Source organism: Caballeronia sp. HLA56 (genome assembly GCF_054655155.1).
Genome location: NZ_BAAHOB010000005.1, coordinates 806,220 through 826,627 on the forward strand (window position 1 = coordinate 806,220; position 20,408 = coordinate 826,627).

Annotated in this window: 18 protein-coding genes and 1 riboswitch; of the genes, 15 read left to right on the forward strand and 3 right to left on the reverse strand. The window is 62.1% G+C overall.

Features of this window, described 5'->3' with window-relative positions:
• Positions 1 to 36: 36 nt before the first annotated feature.
• From ugpA to ugpQ, 5 genes are all read left to right on the forward strand, one after another.
• Positions 37 to 921, forward strand: a complete 885-nt coding sequence (gene ugpA / locus ACYQ47_RS23310) for a sn-glycerol-3-phosphate ABC transporter permease UgpA (protein ID WP_244826404.1) — start codon at positions 37 to 39, stop codon at positions 919 to 921.
• Entirely contained in the window at positions 918 to 1,763 is an 846-nt protein-coding gene (gene ugpE / locus ACYQ47_RS23315; protein WP_459907134.1) for a sn-glycerol-3-phosphate ABC transporter permease UgpE, read from the forward strand. The genes ugpA and ugpE overlap by 4 nt, the downstream gene beginning before the upstream one ends.
• Positions 1,764 to 1,832: 69 nt before the next feature.
• Positions 1,833 to 2,144: an antibiotic biosynthesis monooxygenase family protein gene (locus tag ACYQ47_RS23320; RefSeq protein ID WP_244826402.1), complete on the forward strand. Its 312-nt coding sequence runs from the start codon at positions 1,833 to 1,835 to the stop codon at positions 2,142 to 2,144.
• Between the two features lie 3 nt (positions 2,145 to 2,147).
• Positions 2,148 to 3,233, forward strand: coding sequence for a sn-glycerol-3-phosphate import ATP-binding protein UgpC (locus ACYQ47_RS23325; protein ID WP_459907136.1), 1,086 nt, complete (start codon positions 2,148 to 2,150; stop codon positions 3,231 to 3,233).
• 14 nt (positions 3,234 to 3,247) lie between these two features.
• Positions 3,248 to 3,997 (forward strand): glycerophosphodiester phosphodiesterase, encoded by a 750-nt coding sequence (ugpQ, locus tag ACYQ47_RS23330; protein ID WP_310394275.1) that lies wholly within the window; start codon positions 3,248 to 3,250, stop codon positions 3,995 to 3,997.
• Positions 3,998 to 4,039: 42 nt separating this feature from the next.
• Here the strand turns inward: ugpQ and ACYQ47_RS23335 are convergent, their stop codons facing one another.
• On the reverse strand, positions 4,040 to 4,417 hold the full coding sequence (locus tag ACYQ47_RS23335) for an ElaB/YgaM/YqjD family protein (RefSeq protein ID WP_250509569.1): 378 nt from the start codon (positions 4,415 to 4,417) through the stop codon (positions 4,040 to 4,042).
• Positions 4,418 to 4,446: 29 nt separating this feature from the next.
• Between ACYQ47_RS23335 and ACYQ47_RS23340 the strand changes: the two genes are divergently transcribed.
• Positions 4,447 to 4,677 (forward strand): hypothetical protein, encoded by a 231-nt coding sequence (locus ACYQ47_RS23340; RefSeq protein ID WP_459907139.1) that lies wholly within the window; start codon positions 4,447 to 4,449, stop codon positions 4,675 to 4,677.
• 32 nt (positions 4,678 to 4,709) lie between these two features.
• Here ACYQ47_RS23340 and ACYQ47_RS23345 read toward each other — a convergent pair whose 3' ends face one another.
• Positions 4,710 to 5,417, reverse strand: coding sequence for an OmpW/AlkL family protein (locus tag ACYQ47_RS23345; RefSeq protein ID WP_370652139.1), 708 nt, complete (start codon positions 5,415 to 5,417; stop codon positions 4,710 to 4,712).
• 223 nt (positions 5,418 to 5,640) lie between these two features.
• Here ACYQ47_RS23345 and ACYQ47_RS23350 point away from each other — a divergent pair, with 223 nt between their 5' ends.
• The 3 genes from ACYQ47_RS23350 (at position 5,641) to ACYQ47_RS23360 (ending at position 12,918) form a co-directional block, all read left to right on the forward strand.
• Entirely contained in the window at positions 5,641 to 6,348 is a 708-nt protein-coding gene (locus tag ACYQ47_RS23350; RefSeq protein WP_244826396.1) for a transposase, read from the forward strand.
• Between the two features lie 321 nt (positions 6,349 to 6,669).
• Positions 6,670 to 11,373 carry a glutamate synthase-related protein gene (locus tag ACYQ47_RS23355; RefSeq protein ID WP_250526317.1) on the forward strand — a complete coding sequence of 1,568 codons (4,704 nt, stop codon included), beginning with the start codon at positions 6,670 to 6,672 and terminating at the stop codon, positions 11,371 to 11,373.
• Between the two features lie 78 nt (positions 11,374 to 11,451).
• Complete coding sequence (locus ACYQ47_RS23360) at positions 11,452 to 12,918, forward strand: glutamate synthase subunit beta (protein WP_459907142.1); 1,467 nt, start codon at positions 11,452 to 11,454, stop codon at positions 12,916 to 12,918.
• Positions 12,919 to 13,053: 135 nt separating this feature from the next.
• Here the strand turns inward: ACYQ47_RS23360 and ACYQ47_RS23365 are convergent, their stop codons facing one another.
• Positions 13,054 to 14,796 (reverse strand): ABC transporter ATP-binding protein/permease, encoded by a 1,743-nt coding sequence (locus ACYQ47_RS23365; protein WP_250526316.1) that lies wholly within the window; start codon positions 14,794 to 14,796, stop codon positions 13,054 to 13,056.
• Between the two features lie 247 nt (positions 14,797 to 15,043).
• Positions 15,044 to 15,171: riboswitch (TPP riboswitch) on the forward strand.
• Positions 15,172 to 15,373: 202 nt separating this feature from the next.
• Between ACYQ47_RS23365 and ACYQ47_RS23370 the strand changes: the two genes are divergently transcribed.
• From ACYQ47_RS23370 to mlaE, 6 genes are all read left to right on the forward strand, one after another.
• Positions 15,374 to 16,516 carry an FAD-dependent oxidoreductase gene (locus ACYQ47_RS23370; RefSeq protein ID WP_459907144.1) on the forward strand — a complete coding sequence of 381 codons (1,143 nt, stop codon included), beginning with the start codon at positions 15,374 to 15,376 and terminating at the stop codon, positions 16,514 to 16,516.
• Positions 16,517 to 16,534: 18 nt separating this feature from the next.
• Positions 16,535 to 16,732 carry a sulfur carrier protein ThiS gene (gene thiS, locus ACYQ47_RS23375; protein ID WP_244826389.1) on the forward strand — a complete coding sequence of 66 codons (198 nt, stop codon included), beginning with the start codon at positions 16,535 to 16,537 and terminating at the stop codon, positions 16,730 to 16,732.
• A gap of 26 nt (positions 16,733 to 16,758) precedes the next feature.
• Positions 16,759 to 17,568 (forward strand): thiazole synthase, encoded by an 810-nt coding sequence (locus tag ACYQ47_RS23380; RefSeq protein ID WP_250509564.1) that lies wholly within the window; start codon positions 16,759 to 16,761, stop codon positions 17,566 to 17,568.
• Positions 17,565 to 18,629 (forward strand): thiamine phosphate synthase, encoded by a 1,065-nt coding sequence (gene thiE / locus ACYQ47_RS23385; RefSeq protein ID WP_250509563.1) that lies wholly within the window; start codon positions 17,565 to 17,567, stop codon positions 18,627 to 18,629. Before ACYQ47_RS23380 ends, thiE begins: the two co-directional genes overlap by 4 nt.
• A 97-nt stretch (positions 18,630 to 18,726) precedes the next feature.
• Positions 18,727 to 19,542: an ABC transporter ATP-binding protein gene (locus ACYQ47_RS23390; protein WP_459907147.1), complete on the forward strand. Its 816-nt coding sequence runs from the start codon at positions 18,727 to 18,729 to the stop codon at positions 19,540 to 19,542.
• Positions 19,539 to 20,306: a lipid asymmetry maintenance ABC transporter permease subunit MlaE gene (gene mlaE / locus ACYQ47_RS23395; protein ID WP_244826385.1), complete on the forward strand. Its 768-nt coding sequence runs from the start codon at positions 19,539 to 19,541 to the stop codon at positions 20,304 to 20,306. The genes ACYQ47_RS23390 and mlaE overlap by 4 nt, the downstream gene beginning before the upstream one ends.
• Positions 20,307 to 20,408 lie beyond the last annotated feature (102 nt).

The following is a 20,408-nucleotide window of genomic DNA, read 5'->3' on the forward strand; positions in this document are numbered from 1 at the left end:
GCGTGTTTCTCGCGGGCGCCGTTTCAGGATACATCGATGGAAAAACGGTCTCGTTTCGATACGAGCGTCCTGCCGTATCTGCTCGTTGCGCCTCAGCTCGCGATCACCGCGCTGTTCTTTCTGTGGCCGGCGGGCGAAGCGCTCTGGCAATCCACGCAAAGTCAGGACGCGTTCGGCACGTCGAGCGAATTCGTCGGCCTCGCGAACTTCAAGCAGCTCTTCGCGGACCCGCTTTATCTGTCGTCGTTCAATACGACGATGATCTTCTGCGCGCTCGTTACCGTGTCGGGACTCGTGATCTCGCTGCTGCTCGCCGCGTGCGCCGACCGCGTGACGCGCGGCGCGAAAGCGTATCAGACGTTGCTCATCTGGCCATATGCCGTCGCGCCCGCGATTGCGGCGGTGTTGTGGTCGTTTCTGTTCAACCCGAGCATCGGGCTCGTGACGTATGCGCTCGCGAAGCAGGGCATCGTGTGGAACCACGCGCTGAACGGCACGCAGGCCATGTTTCTCGTCGTGCTCGCGTCGGTGTGGAAGCAGGTCAGCTACAACTTCCTGTTCTTCTATGCGGGACTTCAGGCAATTCCGCAGTCGCTGATCGAAGCCGCGGCCATCGACGGAGCCGGTCCCGTGCGACGCTTCTTCGGCATTGCGTTGCCGCTGCTTTCGCCGACGAGTTTCTTCCTGCTCGTCGTGAATCTGGTCTATGCATTCTTCGACACCTTCCCCGTGATCGACGCCGCCACCGGCGGCGGCCCGGCGCAGTCGACCAAGACGCTCATCTACAAGATTTTCGCGGAAGGCTTTCAGGGTCTCGACATCGGTAGTTCGGGCGCGCAATCGGTCGTGCTGATGGTGATCGTCGTTGCGTTGACCATCGTGCAGTTCCGCTTCGTCGAACGCAGGGTGCAATATTCATGATCGAGAACCGACGCGGCTTCGATATCTTCTGTCACGCGGTGCTGCTCGTAGGCGTCGCGCTGATAGTGTTTCCGGTGTATGTCGCGTTCTGCGCGGCCACGATGAATTCGAAGGAAGTCTTCACCGTGCCGCTCTCGCTCGTGCCGAGCACGCATCTCTTCGAAAACGTGGCGAACATCTGGACGCACGGCAGCGGCAACGCGGCGGCGCCTTTCGGACGCATGCTGATCAACAGCCTCGTGATGGCGCTCGTGATCTCCATCGGCAAGATCGCGGTGTCGATCATCTCGGCGTATGCGATCGTGTTCTTCCGCTTTCCGTTCAAGAACTTAGCGTTCTGGCTGATCTTCGTCACGCTCATGCTGCCGGTGGAGGTGCGTATCTTCCCGACGGTGCAGGTCGTGTCGTCGATGCATCTGTCGAACACGTACGCCGGGCTGACGCTGCCGCTCATTGCATCGGCGACCGCGACCTTTCTGTTCCGCCAGTTCTTCATGACGCTGCCGGACGAACTGATGGAAGCGGCGCGCATCGACGGCGCGGGGCCGCTGCGTTTCTTCCGGGATGTCGTGCTGCCGCTGTCGAAGACGAACATTGCGGCGCTCTTCGTCATCACGTTCATCTACGGCTGGAATCAGTATCTGTGGCCGATTCTCATCACCAACGAGCAGTCGCTCCAAACGGCGGTGGTGGGCATCAAGAGCATGATCGCATCGGGCGATACCGCGACTGAGTGGCATCTCGTCATGACCGCGACCTTGCTCGCCATGTTGCCGCCGCTCGCGGTCGTCCTGACGATGCAGCGCTGGTTCGTGCGCGGCCTCGTCGATTCGGAAAAATAACGCAACCACCTTGGCATGACGCCCGAGAACAGAAAGCGTCCGCTCGGGCTCAAACGGGAGACTTCAGACATGATTCTCGAAATCGCACAGTTGCCGGTCATGGCCGGCGAGGAAAGCGCATTCGAAGCCGCTTTCGACGAAGCGCAGAAGATCATCGCGGCGCAGCCGGGCTATCGTTCGCATGAGCTCGTGCGCGGGGCGGACGCCGGCAACGGCTCGCAATACGTGTTGCTGGTGCGTTGGGATTCGGTCGCGGCGCATGATCCGGGCTTTCGGCAATCGGCGGGTTACCAGCAATGGCGCGCGCTGCTGCATCGCTTCTATGAGCCGGGCATCGCGGTCGCGCATTTCGCGACGGTGTGCGGCGCGCTGCGGGACTGATCGATGGCTGCGTTGAATCTCAAGGCGGTCAGGAAAAGCTACGACGGCAAGAACTTCGTGCTGCACGGCATCGACGTGGCAATCGCGGATGGCGAGTTCGTCGTCATGGTCGGTCCTTCGGGCTGCGGAAAATCGACGTTGCTGCGCATGGTCGCGGGGCTCGAAAGCGTGTCCGAGGGCGAGATCCAGATCGGCGGCAAGGTCGTCAACAAGCTGGAGCCAAAGGATCGCGACATCGCGATGGTGTTCCAGAACTACGCGCTCTATCCGCATATGAGCGTCGCGCAGAACATGGCTTACGCGCTCAAGATCGGCGGCGCGGATCGCGCGACTATCGAGAGCCGCGTGGCGAATGCGGCGCGCATCCTCGAACTCGAACTGCTGCTCGCGCGCAAGCCGCGCGAACTGTCGGGCGGGCAGCGTCAGCGCGTTGCCATGGGCCGCGCGATCGTGCGCGAACCGGCCGTGTTCCTCTTCGACGAACCGCTCTCGAATCTCGACGCCAAACTGCGCGTGCAAATGCGTCTCGAGATTCAACGGCTTCACGCGCGACTCGCAACCACGAGCCTTTACGTTACGCACGACCAGATCGAAGCGATGACGCTCGCGCAACGCGTCATCGTCATGAACAAGGGACACGCCGAGCAGATCGGCGCGCCGACCGAAGTCTACGAGCGGCCGGCGACGGTGTTCGTCGCGAGCTTCATCGGCTCGCCCGCGATGAATCTGCTCGAAGGGCGCTTGTCGGAAAACGGCTCGACGTTCGAGGTGGCGGACGGCGGACCGAAGCTGCCGGTTGCGGGCGCTGCCGGCTTGAACGGCACGATGCACGGTCGCGAGTGGATCATCGGCCTTCGCCCCGAGCATATGACACCGGGCATCGTCGGCGCGGCGAGCGCGACGCTCGATGTCGATTCCACCGAGCTGCTCGGCGCCGACAATCTCGCGCACGGCAAGTGGGGCAAGCACGACGTGGCGGCGCGTTTACCGCATACGCACCGGCCGCAGCGTGGCGAAAAGCTGGCGGTGTCCGTGCCGCCGCAACAACTGCATTTCTTCGATCCGGCGAGCGGTCGGCGCGTCAACTGAAGGGAGTATCCGCGATGAGAACCTGGCCTTATCCCGCAATCGTCGCGCATCGCGGCGGCGGCAAGCTCGCGCCCGAGAACACGCTCGAAGGCATCGACGAAGGCGCGCGGCGCGGTCTGCGCATGATCGAATTCGATGCAAAGCTCTCGGCCGACAATGTGGTTTTTCTGCTGCACGACGATGACGTCGATCGCACCTCGAACGGTCATGGACCCGCACGCTCGATGACTTACGCACAGATCCGTGCACTCGATGCGGGCTCGTGGTTCGGCAAGCCATTCGCGGGCGCGCATATGCCGACGCTCGCTGAAGTACACGCGCGTTGCACGGAACTCGACATGGCGGCAAACGTGGAAATCAAGCCGTGTCCCGGACGCGAAGTCGAGACGGGTGAGCTTGTCGCGCGTGAGGCGGCGCGCTTGTGGGCGAGTGCGGAACCGGCGCCGTTATTGTCGTCGTTTTCATACGAGGCGCTGCAAGCCGCGCGCAACGCGGCACCAGAGCTTCCTCGCGGCATGCTGTACGAGGAAGTTCCGGTCGACTGGCGCGAGCAAACGTCGGCACTCGCATGCGTGTCGCTGCATGCGAGTTACCGGCATTTGAGCGAAGCACTCGTTCGCGAAATCAAGGACGCGGGCTTGCGCGTACTTGCCTATACACCGAATGAACCTGAGCGCGTGAAGTTGCTCGCGCAATGGGGAGTCGATGCGATCTGTACGGATCGCATCGATATCATTGGTGCGGATTTTCTTGCGGGAAGTTGAACGACGCGCGCGGCGCCATTCATACTGGCGCCGCTCGTTCGGTCAGCGAGCGCGGGCCAGCAAAACGCCCGCGACGAGCGCCAGGCCGCCGACGAGTGCAATCGTCTGCCAGGGCTTTTCGTGCAGATACGCGTCGGCGTCGTCTATAGCAGCGCCGGCGCGTTGTCTGAGCGCGGCGTGCGTGTCGTTCAGACGGGAACGTGCGCCGTCCAGTTGCGAACTGATTTGCTTGCGCAAGATGGCGGCATCGGCCGATGCGCCGTTCGACAGCGTTTCTTCAAGATCGGAAAGCAGCGCGCGCAACTCGCCGCTGATGTCCTCGGCGGCATCACGGCCATGACGCGCCATACGGCGCGCACGGCGGTTGGTGCTGCTCCAGGAATCTCCGATGGCGTCTCGCGTGTTAGGCAATGCGTTCATAGATCGCTCCGTCGATGGATGAATCGTGGATGGATGACCACACCGCTCGCGAAGAGCGGGAAATCGATGATGCAGCAAATTCGATGCCCATGGGCGCGCACGGTCGTGTCACCACCAAGACTGTCGGTGAACGGCGTTGCGACAGCGTAATAAATGCGCAAGCTCCGCAAATGCGCGGGTCACATTTACAAGAGCCGGTAAAATCAAACGCCGCCACGTTTCATGCATGGCGGCGCTTTTATTTGCATGCCCGCAGATAAAATTTCGGGAACGCCGTGGTTAATCCAGTGTTCTAGAAACGATAGCCGACACGCAAATAAGTCACGATGGGATTCAACGTGATCTTCGCTTTCGACTGCACGTTCAACGTGCCAACCGGCGTCTGCGCTTGCGAGTTCAAAGTCGCCGTTGCCTTCAACGGAATGAACGACACGGAAAAACCCGCGAACCAATGCTCCGTGAAGTTATAGACGGCGCCCACGTTGAACACCGGCGCCCAAGAACTATCCGTGTCGACGGAGGTCGGACCATGCAGGACGTTGCCTTCGAACGATGAGTTCGTGATCTTGGCGTCGGTGAACCAGGTGCGGGTTACGCCAATACCGACGAACGGACGAAACTTCGCTTGAGGAGCATTAAAGAAGTATTTGAAAAGCAGCGTTGGGCTCCATTGTTTCGCGCTGCCGAGCTTGCCGTATTGCGAGAACGAGCCTGTGCCTTCGAGGTCGAAGGAGGGCGGAATGCCCATTTCGAATTCCGCCGCAATGTGGTCGGTGGCAAAGTAACCAAGCGTGAAGCCTGCCGTATCCGCGCTTGAAATGCCGGCGCCCGTGCCCTGTACGTCGATATTGACGGGAGATCCGCCTACACTTGTCTCTTTGAGCGGGCCGCTGCTGTCTTGCGGGGCGAAGTGAAACCAGCCAGCGGTTGCGTAGAAGGAACCCGCCGACTGTGCGTGCGCCGCGCTGGCTACACACGCAAATGCCGCTGCTCCCACCATGACTTGTTTTATTTTCAATTTGTGCTCCTCCAGAAAAGCACGCTCATTATGAGCATAAGATTTCAAAGTAACCATAGCGTCGCCGTAGAGCATTTTCCCTAAGACGTGTGCGGCGTTGGAATCGTGTTGCATGGCATTTGCATGTGTTTCGTCCACGCTGCCTCAACATCTCCACAAGGTCCCCGATTGGGGTAACACAAACGCGACCAATGGAATATCCAGAATGGCACGGCTTGCACGACTTTATGTTCCCGATCAGCCGCAGCATGTCATCCTGCGCGGTCTCGACCAGCAACCTGCCTTCGTCGACGACCAGGACTACGAGCTTTTTATCGACTGCTTGAGAACTGCATCACGTGATCATCATCTTTCCATTCATGCATATGCGTTGATGCCGCAGGCGGTGCATCTGCTTGTCACGCCGCGCGACGAATCGAGCCTTCCGAAGGCGATGCAGGCAGTCGGGCGTCGTTACGTGGCGCATTTCAATCGCCGTTACACGCGGCGCGGGACGTTGTGGGAAGGGCGATATCGCGCAACGGTCATCGAGGGTGAACGTTATTTCCTGCTTGCCACGCGCGTGGTTGAAACCGCGCCGGTTCGCGCGGGTCTGGTTGCCGCGCCGCAGGACTACAAGTGGTCGAGTTTTCGGCACCATATAGGGCTGACGCTCGACGGACTGATCACCGACCATCCGCTTTTCTGGTCGCTCGGCAATACGCCGTTCGAACGCCAGCATGCATACAAGGAGTTGTGCGATCAGCCGCTCGACGAGCGTGAGGCCAATCGTCTCCTGCAAGCCACACTGAAAGGCTGGGTGCTCGGCAGCGATGCGTACCGCGATTGGGCATCGCGTGCGGCGAACCGGCGCGTGTCGCCATTGCCGCGCGGACGGCCGCGTAAAGTGCGCGAGACGCCTCAATCTCAATAACCACGGGCATCGCGGAAAACGACGCTTGAAAGGACGGCGGCACGAAGATTCGGGCGCGCCGTTTCTTTTTGCCCAAGATCGATATGGAACCAATATTTTGGGGCATGCGTGCACCATATCGATAATTAGTGACGCATCATCATATTTTATTTGCCATCTCTTTGATTGGTCGCGTATATTTCGATTTCCGGCGGTTTTTGCGGCGCAGCGCGCCCGTTGCACGACCGGCTTCGCGGCTTCCAAGTCGAAATAAACGTCGCGGGCGACATAAAAAATGGTTCAACGGCCGAGTCGGCCCCTCACAGTAGAGACGGTGTCCCCATGAACGATCATCAGCAACCGGCAGTCGGTTCGCCTCCCGCCGCGCAGGGCATGTATGACCCTACCAACGAACATGACGCCTGCGGCGTCGGTTTCGTCGCCCATATCAAGGGGAAAAAGAGCCACGAGATCATTCAACAGGGTCTCAAGATCCTCGAGAATCTCGATCACCGTGGCGCCGTCGGCGCCGATCCGCTCATGGGCGACGGCGCGGGCATTCTGATTCAGGTTCCGGACGGCTTCTATCGCGAAGAGATGGCCAAGCAAGGCGTGACTTTGCCGCCTGCCGGCGAATACGGCGTCGGCATGATCTTCCTGCCGAAGGAACATGCTTCGCGGCTCGCGTGCGAACAGGAACTGGAACGCACGGTGAAGGCGGAAGGCCAGGTCGTGCTCGGTTGGCGCGACGTCCCGGTCGACGGCAACATGCCTATTTCTCCGACCGTGAAGGCGAGTGAGCCGCTCATCCGCATGATCTTCATCGGGCGCGGCAAGGACATCGTCGTGACGGATGCGCTCGAGCGGAAGCTCTACATCATCCGCAAGACGGCGAGCCACCGCATTCAGGCGCTCAAGCTCAAGCACGGCAAGGAATACTTCGTGCCGTCCATGTCGTCGCGCACGGTCGTCTACAAGGGCCTGCTGCTGGCCGGTCAGGTCGGCGTGTATTACCGCGACCTGCAGGACGAGCGCGTGGTCTCGGCGCTCGCGCTCGTGCACCAGCGCTTCTCGACCAACACGTTCCCGGCGTGGGAACTGGCTCACCCGTATCGCATGATTGCGCACAACGGTGAAATCAACACCGTGAAGGGCAACGTCAACTGGCTGAACGCGCGCACCGGCGCGATCGCCTCCTACGTGCTCGGCGACGATCTGCCCAAGCTCTGGCCGCTGATTTATCCCGGCCAGTCGGACACGGCTTCGTTCGACAACTGCCTCGAACTTCTCGTGATGGCGGGCTATCCGCTCGTCCACGCCATGATGATGATGATTCCCGAGGCATGGGAACAGCACACGCTCATGGACGACAACCGCCGCGCGTTCTACGAGTATCACGCAGCGATGATGGAGCCGTGGGACGGTCCCGCCGCCATCGCGTTCACGGACGGCCGCCAGATCGGCGCCACGCTCGACCGTAACGGCCTGCGTCCGGCGCGCTATCTCATCACCGACGACGACCTCGTGATCCTCGCGTCGGAATCGGGCGTGCTGCCTATCCCGGAATCGAAGATCGTCAAGAAGTGGCGTCTGCAGCCGGGCAAGATGTTCCTGATCGACATGGAACAAGGCCGCATCATCGAGGACAAGGAGCTCAAGGACAACCTCGCGAACGCGAAGCCGTACAAGAGCTGGATCGACGCCGTGCGTATCAAGCTCGACGAAATCGAGCCGAAGGCGGAAGACGTCGAAACGCAGCGTCGCGAAGCCGCCGCGCTGCTCGACCGTCAGCAGGCGTTCGGCTATACGCAGGAAGACCTCAAGTTTCTGATGGCGCCCATGGCGCAGTCGGGCGAAGAGGCCGTGGGCTCGATGGGCAACGACTCGCCGCTCGCGGTCATGTCCGGCAAGAACAAGACGCTCTATCACTACTTCAAGCAGTTGTTCGCGCAAGTGACCAACCCGCCGATCGATCCGATCCGCGAGAACATGGTGATGTCGCTGGTCTCGTTCGTCGGTCCTAAGCCGAATCTGCTCGACACGACCAACATCAACCCGACGATGCGTCTCGAAGTGTCGCAGCCCGTGCTCGACTTCAAAGACATCGCGAAGATTCGCGCCATCGACAAATACACCGGCGGCAAGTTCAGCTCGTACGAACTGAACATCTGCTATCCGGTGGCTTGGGGCAAGGAAGGCGTGGAAGCATGCATTGCGTCGTTGTGCGCCGAAGCCGTCGATGCCGTGAAGTCCGGTTACAACATGCTGATCGTGTCCGACCGCAAGATGGACCGCGACAATGTCGCGATTCCGGCGCTGCTCGCCACGTCGGCCATCCACTCGCATCTCGTGCAGCATGGTCTGCGCACGAGCACGGGTCTCGTCGTCGAAACCGGGTCGGCGCGCGAGACGCATCACTTCGCGCTGCTCGCGGCGTACGGCGCGGAAGCCGTTCACCCGTACCTCGCGCTGGAAACGCTCGCCAACATGGCGGAAGGCTTCAAGGGCGATCTGTCGGCCGAGAAGGTCATCTACAACTTCACGAAGGCGGTCGGCAAGGGCTTGTACAAGGTCATGTCGAAGATGGGCATTTCCACTTACATGTCCTACACCGGCGCACAGATTTTCGAAGCGGTCGGCTTGTCCTCGGAGCTCGTGGAGAAGTATTTCCGTGGCACGGCGTCCAAGGTCGGCGGCATCGGCATCTTCGACGTGGCGGAAGAAGCCATTCGCCTGCATCGCGATGCCTTCGGCGACAACCCGGTTCTCGCGAACATGCTCGATGCGGGCGGCGAATACGCTTATCGCGTGCGCGGCGAAGAGCATATGTGGACGCCGGATGCCATCGCCAAGCTGCAACACTCGGCGCGCAGCAACTCGTATCAGACGTACAAGGAATACGCGCATCTGATCAACGACCAGACGAAGCGTCACATGACGTTCCGTGGTCTCTTCGAGTTCAAGCTCGACCCGTCGAAGGCCATTCCGCTAGACGAAGTGGAGCCGGCGAAGGACATCGTAAAGCGTTTTGCGACAGGCGCGATGTCGCTCGGCTCCATCAGCACGGAAGCGCACGCCACGCTCGCGGTTGCCATGAACCGTATCGGCGGCAAGTCGAACACGGGCGAAGGCGGCGAGGACGAGAAGCGCTACCGGAACGAACTGCGCGGCATTCCGATCAAGACCGGCGACACGCTCAAGTCCCTGATCGGCGATGAAATCGTCACCGACGTCGCGTTGAAAGACGGCGATTCGCTGCGCTCGAAGATCAAGCAGGTTGCATCGGGCCGCTTCGGCGTGACGGCGGAATATCTGTCGTCGGCGGATCAGATTCAGATCAAGATGGCGCAAGGCGCGAAGCCGGGCGAAGGCGGTCAACTGCCGGGCCACAAGGTTTCCGACTATATCGGCAAGCTGCGTTACTCGGTGCCGGGCGTCGGTCTCATTTCACCGCCGCCGCACCACGATATCTATTCGATCGAAGACTTGGCGCAGCTCATTCACGATCTCAAGAACGTGAATTCCGCGGCGAGCATTTCGGTGAAACTGGTGTCCGAAGTGGGCGTCGGCACCATCGCTGCGGGTGTGGCGAAGGCAAAGGCGGATCACGTCGTGATCGCGGGTCATGATGGCGGCACGGGTGCATCGCCCTTGTCGTCGCTCAAGCACGCGGGCACGCCGTGGGAACTCGGTCTCGCCGAAACGCAGCAGACGTTGGTGCTGAACCGTCTGCGTGGCCGTATTCGCGTGCAGGCCGACGGCCAGATGAAAACCGGCCGCGATGTCGTGATCGGCGCGCTGCTCGGCGCGGATGAATTCGGCTTCGCGACGGCGCCGCTCGTCGTCGAAGGCTGCATCATGATGCGCAAGTGCCATCTGAACACGTGCCCGGTCGGCGTCGCGACGCAAGATCCGGTGCTGCGCGCAAAGTTCACTGGCCAGCCGGAACACGTCGTCAACTTCTTCTTCTTCATTGCGGAAGAAGTGCGCGAGATCATGGCGCAACTGGGTATCCGCAAGTTCGAGGATCTGATCGGCCACGCCGAATTGCTCGACACGAAGAAGGGCGTCGAGCACTGGAAGGCGAAGGGTCTCGACTTTTCGCGCGTGTTCTATCAAGTGCCGGTGGGCGCGGAAGTCGCGCGCAAGCACGTCGATGTGCAGGACCACGGTCTGGACAAGGCGCTCGATCATGTGTTGATCGAGAAGTCGAAGGCGGCGATCGAGAAGGGCGAGCACGTTTCGTTCATCCAGCCGGTGCGCAACGTGAACCGCACGGTCGGCGCCATGCTGTCCGGGTTGATTGCGAAGAAGTACGGCCACGACGGTTTGCCCGACGACTCCATCCATATCCAGTTGAAGGGCACGGCGGGCCAGAGCTTCGGCGCGTTCCTCGCCAAGGGCGTGACACTCGACCTCGTCGGCGACGGTAACGACTATGTCGGCAAGGGCATGTCGGGCGGGCGCATCATCATTCGCCCGACCAACGACTTCCGTGGCAAGTCCGAGGAGAACATCATCTGCGGCAACACGGTGATGTACGGCGCGATCGAAGGCGAGTCGTACTTCCGTGGCGTCGCGGGCGAGCGCTTCTGCGTGCGTAACTCGGGCGCGACGGCAGTCGTCGAAGGCACGGGCGATCACGGCTGCGAATACATGACGGGCGGCACGGTGGTCGTGCTCGGCGAGACGGGCCGCAACTTCGCGGCGGGCATGTCGGGCGGCGTCGCGTTCGTGTTCGATCCGGACGGCACGTTCGGCGCCAAGTGCAACAAGACCATGGTGGCCCTCGATCCGGTGCTGCAACAGGCCGAACAGGAGCGCACGGTGGATCGCGCGCTGTGGCATGCCGGCAAGACCGACGAAGCGCTGCTCAAGGGTTTGATCGAGCGTCACTTCCAGTTCACCGGATCGCCGCGTGCCAAGGCGCTGCTCGAGAACTGGGATGCGTCGCGCCGTCAGTTCGTGAAGGTGTTCCCGACCGACTACAAGCGCGCGCTCGGCGAGATTGGCGCGAAGAAGGCAAAGGACGCACTCGCGGCCTGAGCGGTCTCACTATAGAAGAGCTCTCCGGTACGCCGGAGAGCGAGTTCCTCACCAAATACAGAGAAAGAAGAGAACCACATGGGCAAGGCAACCGGTTTTCTCGAGTTCGAACGCCGCCACGAGGCGTACGAAGCACCGCTGACCCGCGTCAAGCATTACAAGGAATTCGTCGCCGCGCTGACCGATGAAGACGCCAAGGTTCAGGGCGCGCGCTGCATGGACTGCGGCATTCCGTTCTGCAACAACGGTTGTCCGGTGAACAACATCATTCCGGACTTCAACGATCTCGTGTTCCGTCAGGACTGGAAGAGCGCGATCGAAGTGCTGCATTCGACCAACAACTTCCCCGAGTTCACGGGACGCATTTGTCCGGCGCCGTGCGAGTCGGCTTGCACGCTCGGCATCAATGACGATCCGGTGGGCATCAAGTCGATCGAGCACGCGATCATCGACAAGGCGTGGACCGAAGGCTGGGTCGCGCCGCAGCCGCCCAAGCACAAGACCGGCAAGAAGGTTGCGGTGGTCGGCTCCGGTCCCGCCGGGCTCGCGGTCGCGCAGCAACTGGGACGCGCCGGTCACGACGTGGTCGTGTTCGAAAAGAACGATCGCATTGGTGGTTTGCTGCGTTATGGCATTCCCGACTTCAAGCTGGAGAAGTGGCTGATCGACCGCCGCATGCGCCAGATGGAAGCGGAAGGCGTGTCGTTCCGCACCAACGTGTTCGTCGGCAAGGACGCGCTGCCGGGGCACATCGGCAATACGGCCAAGGAAACCATCACGCCGGACGAACTGAAAGAACAGTTCGATGCGGTCGTGGTGGCGGGCGGTTCGGAAACGCCGCGCGATCTGCCGGTGCCGGGGCGCGAGCTGGAAGGCATCTATTACGCGATGGAATTCCTGCCGCAGCAGAACAAGGTTAACGCAGGCGACAAGCTCGCGGAGCAACTGGTCGCGAAGGGCAAGCATGTCGTCGTGATCGGCGGTGGCGACACGGGTTCGGATTGCGTCGGCACCTCGAACCGGCATGGCGCTAAGGGCGTGGTGCAGTTCGAACTGCTCGCGCAGCCGCCCGAGGAAGAGAACAAGCCGCTCGTGTGGCCGTACTGGCCGATCAAGCTGCGTACGTCGTCGTCGCATGAAGAGGGTTGCGAGCGTGACTGGTCGGTTGCGACGAAGCGTTTCGAAGGCAAGAACGGCAAGGTCGAGAAGCTGATCGCGGTGCGCGTCGAGTGGAAGAACGGCAAGATGCAGGAAGTGCCGAACAGCGAGTTCGAGCTGAAGGCCGACCTCGTGCTGCTCGCCATGGGCTTCACGCAGCCGGCTTCGCCGGTGCTGGATGCGTTTGGCGTCGACAAGGACGCGCGCGGTAACGTGCGCGCCTCGACCGAAGGTGACAAAGCGTATTACACGTCGGTGGACAAGGTGTTCACCGCGGGCGATATGCGGCGCGGTCAGTCGCTCGTGGTGTGGGCGATTCGCGAAGGGCGTCAGTGCGCGCGGTCGGTGGACGCGTATTTGATGGGCAGTAGCGAATTGCCGCGATGAGAGAGCGGGGTTGATGGGACGAAAGGGCGGACCTTTGGGGTTCGCCCTTTTTTGTTGGCGGGGTTATGCCACCAAAAAAAAAACCGCACCCACAATTGCTCGCGGATGCGGTTCTTCCTTCAGCAAGAGACGGAATCAAGCCTCCGCCATCGTCCTCTCTATCTCGATCCGATAATCATGGAACAGCGCCACCGACTCCCGGTGCGCAACGCTCAAAATCGCCGCCTTCGGCAAACGTTCGACGAGCGTGTTGTAGATATGCAGTTCGTTATCCGCATCGAGGGCGCTGGTGGCTTCGTCGAGGAACAGGAAGTCGGGCTTGTGCAGCAGCACGCGCGCGGCGGCAAGACGCTGTTGCTCGCCCGGCGACAAGCTGCGCGCCCAGTGCGCATTTTCTTCCAGGCGGTCGCCATACTCGGCCAGATTGCACAGACGCAGCGCCTCGCGCGATTCCTCGTCGGTGAAGGTGCCACCCGGCGACGGATAGCTCAACGCCGCGCGCAGCGTGCCGATCGGCAGATAGCTCACTTGCGGGATAAACAGCATCTTCGCGTCGACGGGTGCGTCGATACTACCGTCGCCAAACGGCCAAAGGCCCGCCAGAGCCCGCATCAGCGTGCTCTTGCCCGCGCCCGACGGCCCGACTATGAGCCAGCGCGATCCCGGTTCTATCGTCACATCGCCCACGCGCGAAAGCGGCGTGCCATTCGGCAACGCGAGCGCAAGCCCCTTGGTAGTCAGCGCTTTCGTGCTCGTGTAATGCAGGTTGATACCGCCATGCGCCGTTGCCGGCGACGTTTCCTCGCGGATATGCGTCGAGCGCATCACACGCTTGAATTCGCGCAGACGATTCACCGTGGCGCGCCATTCGACCAAGGTCGAGTAACTGTTGATGAACCAGGAGAACGAATCGCTGACCGTGCCGAACGCCGATGAAATCTGCATCAAGACGCCGAACGAGAACGCGCCCGCGAAGTAACGCGGCGCGGCAACCATGATCGGGAAGATGATGGCGATCTGTCCGTAGAAACTGAGCACGAAGGTCATGCGCTTCGTGTACTTCATGATCATCCACCAGTTGTCGCGAATGCGCTGGAAAATGGTCTTCGCGTTGGCCGTCTCGGTGGCGATGCCATCGTAAAACGCGATCTGCTCGGCATTCTCGCGCACGCGAATCAGCCCGAAGCGGAAATCGGCCTCGACCTTCTGTTGCTGGTAGTTGATCGACACCAGCGGATGCCCGACCTTCTGGATGATGACCGAGCCGATGATCGCGTAAAGCGCCGCCGCCCAGACCATGTAGCCGGGAATGACGAGCGGCGTGCCGAATGCCGTGATGGTCAGCGCGCCCGCGAGCGTCCACAAAATGGTGATGAACGTGACGAGCGTGACGAGCGTGGAAAGCAGATCGAGCGACAGAGACAGCGTGGTGGTCGCGAAGGATTGCAGGTCGTCGCTGATCCGCTGGTCGGGGTTATCGGCGAGACGGTCGCGTTCTATGCGGTAAAACGCGCGGTCGCCGAACCACTGTTCGAGATACTTATTGGTCAGCCACTGGCGCCAGCGGAAGCCGAGCATCTGCCGCAGATACCGCCCATAAACCGCGAGCAGAATGTACGCGAAGGCGAGGCCGGTGAAGACCAGCAGAAGGTGCGGAAAGTCGTGGACGTTCTTGTTCTGCAGCGCGTTGTAGAACGCCGCGCTCCAGCTGTTGAGCCGCACGTTGATCCATACGACCGTCATGTTGATCGCGATGATGGCAACGAGCAGACCCCATGCGAAGCCGCGCTCCTCCGAGACCCAGTAGGGCTTGATGAGGCTCCACGCAGAGACCGTGTCGGCTTGTTGCTGCGTGTTTTCCGGTTGAGAATTGGCCATGACCTTCCTGATGATATGCCGGTCCGAGTTACGAATGGACGCACCGCGCCGCGATACTCGCACGAGCAGCCTCTTTCCTGTCCCGAAGATTGTTCAGAGGTTCCCTTAACTGCCGCTTAATTCCGTGCTCATTCGCACAACCATGCGGAGAACCATGCTCGCGGCATTGTGCCAGAGTGCCGACTGAGGCGACCAAAGGCGGGGATCCCGGTTTGCAGCGGCTTTGGCTTTCATGGTCTAATGATCTTCGACGAAACAGGGGTGCTTCGCGCGCGACGTCATCGAATTATCGGTGTGCTGGCGCGGCGAGGCTGAGAGAGACCCTTTGCACCCGATCCGGGTAATACCGGCGAGGGAAGTTTCCGGAGAACGCGCGGCCGTCGCGCCTTTCCTCCAGGTTCTTCCATCATCTTTCTTTTCCGCCTGGCGCGCGTTGTTTGCGTTGCCGCTGCCGGGCCGGTCTCTCCTCTGCAAGTTTTGTCTTCGCGTTCGTGCGTTTGCTGCACGGCGTTATCAGTCGTGGATAAGACCGGAGCGGCGCCCAGCCTCGTTTCGATCTACAGGAGACATCGGAAAAGTGAACACGATCGATCAGCCCGCCGCGCGCCGGCCAGACTTCGCCGTCATCGGCGGAGGACTCGTCGGGCGGCTCGTGGCGTGGCAACTCGCGGGCGCGGGCCACGGCGTCGCGCTATACGAGCGCGGCGACGCGGCGGGCACGCAGTCGGCTGCGTGGGTGGCCGCCGCGATGCTCGCGCCGCTCGCCGAGGCGACGAGTGCGGAGCCGCTCGTCGTCGAACTCGGCGCGGCGTCGCTGGAACGCTGGCCGGGTCTCATCGCCGAGTTGCCCGAGCCGGTTTACTTTCAGCGCAACGGCACGCTCGTCGTCTGGCACGGCGCGGATCGCGCGGAAGCGCCGCTGTTCGAACGCAGGCTGCGCGCCAACGCGCCTGCAAGCTTGCTCAATGGCGGCTTCGTCAAGCTCGCGGGCGCGGAAGTCGCGCAAGCGGAACCCGCGCTCGGCACGCGTTTCGCGCAAGGCTGGCTGCTGCCGCACGAAGGTCAACTCGACAATCGTCAGGCGCTTCGAGCGCTCGCGGCCGGACTTACGGCGCGCGGCGTGCGCACGCACTGGAATTCTCCGGTCGATGCCATGCCCGACGCGCGCTGGATCATCGATTGCCGTGGGCTGGGCGGGAAAACGGCGTGGCCCGCGTTGCGTGGTATTCGCGGGGAAGTGGCGCGCGTGCATGCGCCGGGCATCGGGTTGTCGCGGCCGGTGCGGCTGCTGCATCCGCGTTATCCGCTGTATATCGCGCCGAAAGAGGACGATCTTTACGTGATCGGCGCGACCGAAGTCGAAGGCGAGGACATGTCACCCGTGAGCGTGCGCTCGGCGCTGGAACTGATGAGTGCGGCGTTCGCGGTGCATCCGGGTTTCGGCGAGGCGCGCATCCTCGAACTCAATTCTCAGTGCCGGCCGACGCTGCCGGATCATCGGCCGGCCATCGTCTGGGACGGGGCGCGGACCGTGCGCGTGAACGGCCTGTATCGGCACGGCTTCATGATCGCGCCGGAAGTCGCCGATGCCGCCTGCGCACTCGCCCAAGCCATCGCGGGCGGAACCGTCGCGGACGCCGCATCGTTCGCGGATTATCGCGGCGGCGCGCGCTGGTCCGAACTTCTGCATAGCGAACCGGCCATCGCGGCCGCGCTCTAGTCATCGAAAGTCAAAGCCATGAACATCCACATCAATCAGCGCGAATTCAGTCTGACCGATGCCGCCACCGTCACCGACGCGCTCGCCGCATTCGGCGCAAAACCGCCGTTCGCGGTCGCGCTCAACGGACAGTTCGTCGCGCGCGGCGAGCACGGCACGAAGACGCTTCGAGCCGGCGACAAGCTCGACGTCGTGTCGCCCGTCGCGGGCGGCTGAATCTATCGAATCCGAAGGATCGAATCATGACCTCACACACCGCCGCCCATAGCCTCACGCTCTACGGCCAGACGTTCCCGAGCCGTGTGCTGCTCGGCACATCGCGTTATCCGTCGCTGCAATCGCTTTCGGATTCCATCGATGCCGCGCGGCCCGGCATGGTGACCGTCGCGCTGCGCCGTCAGTCCGAGACTGGCGAGGCCGGTTTTTTCGATGTCCTCAAGCGTCACGGCGTCGCGCTGCTGCCAAACACGGCGGGCTGCCATAGCGTCGATGAAGTGCTGACCACCGCCTACATGGCGCGCGAGGTTTTCGACACGCCGTGGATCAAGCTGGAACTGATCGGCGACGACTACACGTTGCAGCCCGACCCGATCGGCCTCGTCGAAGCGGCGGGCAAGCTCGTGCGCGACGGCTTCAAGGTGCTGCCTTATTGCACCGAGGATCTCGTGATCGGCCGCCGTCTCCTCGATGCCGGCTGCGAGGCGTTGATGCCCTGGGGCGCGCCCATCGGCACCGGCAAGGGCGTGACCAATCCCTACGGTCTGCGCACGTTGCGCGAGCGGCTGCCAGACGTGCCGCTGATCGTCGATGCAGGCCTCGGCGTGCCCTCGCATGCGTGCCAGGTGATGGAGTGGGGTTTCGACGGCGTGCTCTTGAACACCGCCGTGTCGCAGGCGACCTTTCCGTCGCAGATGGCGCGCGCGTTCGCGCTGGGTGTCGAAGCCGGACGCACGGCGTTTCTCGCCGGTCCGATGGCCGAGCGCGACAGCGCGCAGGCCAGCACGCCGGTCGTTGGCATGCCGTTCTGGCATCAGGACGGAGGTGCTGCATGAGCTTGCTCGGACACGAAGTTTTCTGGCCGCCGGCGGATGAGTTGACCGAAGTCGCCGAACGTATCCGCGCGCGGCTCGGCGAGTGGCCCGCGCCGCCAACGCGCTGGCGCATCTGCCTGACCGTGCCGGATACGCCAAGTGCGCAGGATCTGCTCGTCGTCAACGAGCCATACGCCGCGGGCAATGCGACGGTGCTGGAAGCGTACGAACATCGCGTGATATTGCTGCATGCAGGCGCGCGCCACGTTCTCGAAGGCGAGCGTTCCGACGACTGGCTGGCCGCGCTGGCGGCGTTCCTCGACTGCAATTTCGAACCGCACGATGCGCTCGTCCTGGCAATGGCATGGCGCGCCGGCGACGAACAGAAAGAAGACGCGTGGCCAAGCGACTTCGACACGTTCCCGCGCGTCGGCGATCTTCCACCCGCGCCGGAACCTGCTTTTCCCGCTTGCCCGGACAAGCTCGGTCTTTACCCCGTATTGCCGAGCGCTAATTGGGTCGAACGCGTGCTGGACCTCGGCGTGCGCACGGCGCAGTTGCGCCGCAAGACCACCGACGCAGCGGACCTTCACGGCGAAATCGAGCGTTCGGTCGTGGCGGGGCAGCGGCATCAGGCGCAGCTTTTCATCAACGATCATTGGCGCGAAGCGATCGCCGCACGCGCTTACGGCGTGCATCTCGGTCAGGAAGATGTCGAAACCGCCGATCTGCAGGCAATCGCGCAAGCCGGCTTGCGCCTCGGACTTTCGACGCACGGCTATTACGAGATGCTTCGCGCGCTGCACTTCCGGCCGAGCTATCTCGCGCTCGGCGCGGTGTTTCCCACCACGACGAAAGTCATGCCCACCAAGCCGCAAGGCCTGGCGCGGCTTACACGCTACGTAAAGCTTCTGAAAGGACGTGTGCCGCTCGTCGCGATCGGCGGTATCGACGGCAAGGTATTGCCCGAGGTGCTGGCGACCAGCGTAGGAAGCGCTGCTGTCGTGCGTGCCGTGACAGAAGCGGCGGACACCGAAGCCGCCGTCGAGTCGCTACAACAAAGCTTTGCAAATCAAGGGTAAATGTTCTGAAAATCATATCGGGTAGAGCGTAGGTAAAGCACCGATTGCGCGCAGGCCCTATAATTCGGCCTCTTGCGTCCAAGGAATTTCTTACCTCGTGCCAGCTTTCCCCGAGCCCCTGCTAGAGCTTCGCGACGTCGATTTCGGTTACGGTAATCGGCCCGTTCTCTCGAACCTGAACATGCGTTTCACGCGTGGTCAGGTGGTTGCGGTCATGGGTGGCTCCGGCTGCGGCAAGACGACAACCTTACGGTTGATCGGCGGGCTGGTGAAAGCCAGCCGCGGTCAGGTGCTGTTCGCGGGCAAGGACGTCGGCACGCAATCGCGCGACGGTCTTTACGCGCTGCGCCGCCGGATGGGCATGCTGTTTCAGTTCGGCGCGCTGTTCACCGACCAGACCGTGTTCGAGAACGTCGCGTTTCCGCTGCGGGAACACACGGATCTGCCGGAGGAGCTCATCCGCGATCTCGTCCTGATGAAGCTCAACGCGGTCGGCCTGCGTGGCGCGCGCGATCTCGCGCCGTCGGAGATTTCCGGCGGCATGGCGCGCCGCGTCGCGCTTGCCCGCGCCATCGCGCTCGATCCCGAACTGATGATGTACGACGAGCCGTTCGCCGGTCTCGATCCCATCTCGCTCGGCATAACCGCGCAACTCATCCGCACGCTCAACGACGCTCTCGGCGCCACGTCCATTCTCGTTTCGCACGATGTGCCCGAGTCGTTCGCCATTGCGGACTACGTGTACTTCGTCGCGAACGGCGGCATTCACGCGGAAGGCACGCCGGAGCAATTACGCGCGTCGGAAGACCCGACCGTGCGTCAGTTCATCGACGGCACGCCGGACGGTCCCTTCAAGTTTCATTACGCGAGCCAGCCGCTCGCGACGGATTTCGGCATCGGAGGGAAAGCATGATCAGCGCACTCGGACGCTGGGTGCTCGACGGTTTCGGAACCGCCGGTTATGCAATGCGCATGCTGTTGCGCCTCGTACTCGAATTCTTCCCGCTTTTGCGGCGGCCGCGTCTCGTAACGAAGCAAATTCACTTCGTCGGCAACTATTCGCTCGTCATCATCGCGGTGTCGGGCCTGTTCGTCGGCTTCGTACTCGGGCTGCAGGGTTATTACACACTGAACCGCTATGGTTCGGAGCAGGCGCTCGGACTGCTCGTCGCGCTTTCGCTCGTGCGCGAACTCGGGCCGGTCGTCACGGCGCTGTTGTTCGCCGGCCGCGCGGGTACGTCGCTGACCGCCGAGATCGGTTTGATGAAGGCGGGCGAACAACTCACGGCAATGGAAATGATGGCCGTCGATCCCATGAAAGTGGTGGTCGCGCCGCGCATGTGGGCGGGCATCATCGCCATGCCCGTGCTGGCGGCCATTTTCAGCGCGGTCGGCATAATCGGCGGGTATGTGGTCGGCGTGTTGCTGATCGGCGTGGATTCCGGTGCGTTCTGGTCGCAGATGCAAGGCGGCGTGGACGTGTGGCGCGATGTCGGCAATGGCGTCATCAAGAGCATCGTGTTCGGCTTCGCGGTGACGTTCATCGCGTTGTTCCAGGGCTACGAAGCACGGCCAACGCCGGAAGGCGTGTCGCGTGCGACCACGAAAACGGTCGTGTATGCGTCGCTCGCGGTGCTCGGCCTCGATTTCCTGCTGACCGCGTTGATGTTCAGCTGATGTCCAGCTAATGAACCAAATGCAAAACGCCCGCGAGGGCGTGGGCGTTGTGAAGGGCACAGACCTCACACGCGCTCTGCGACAAGATTCTCTTTGGGAAGA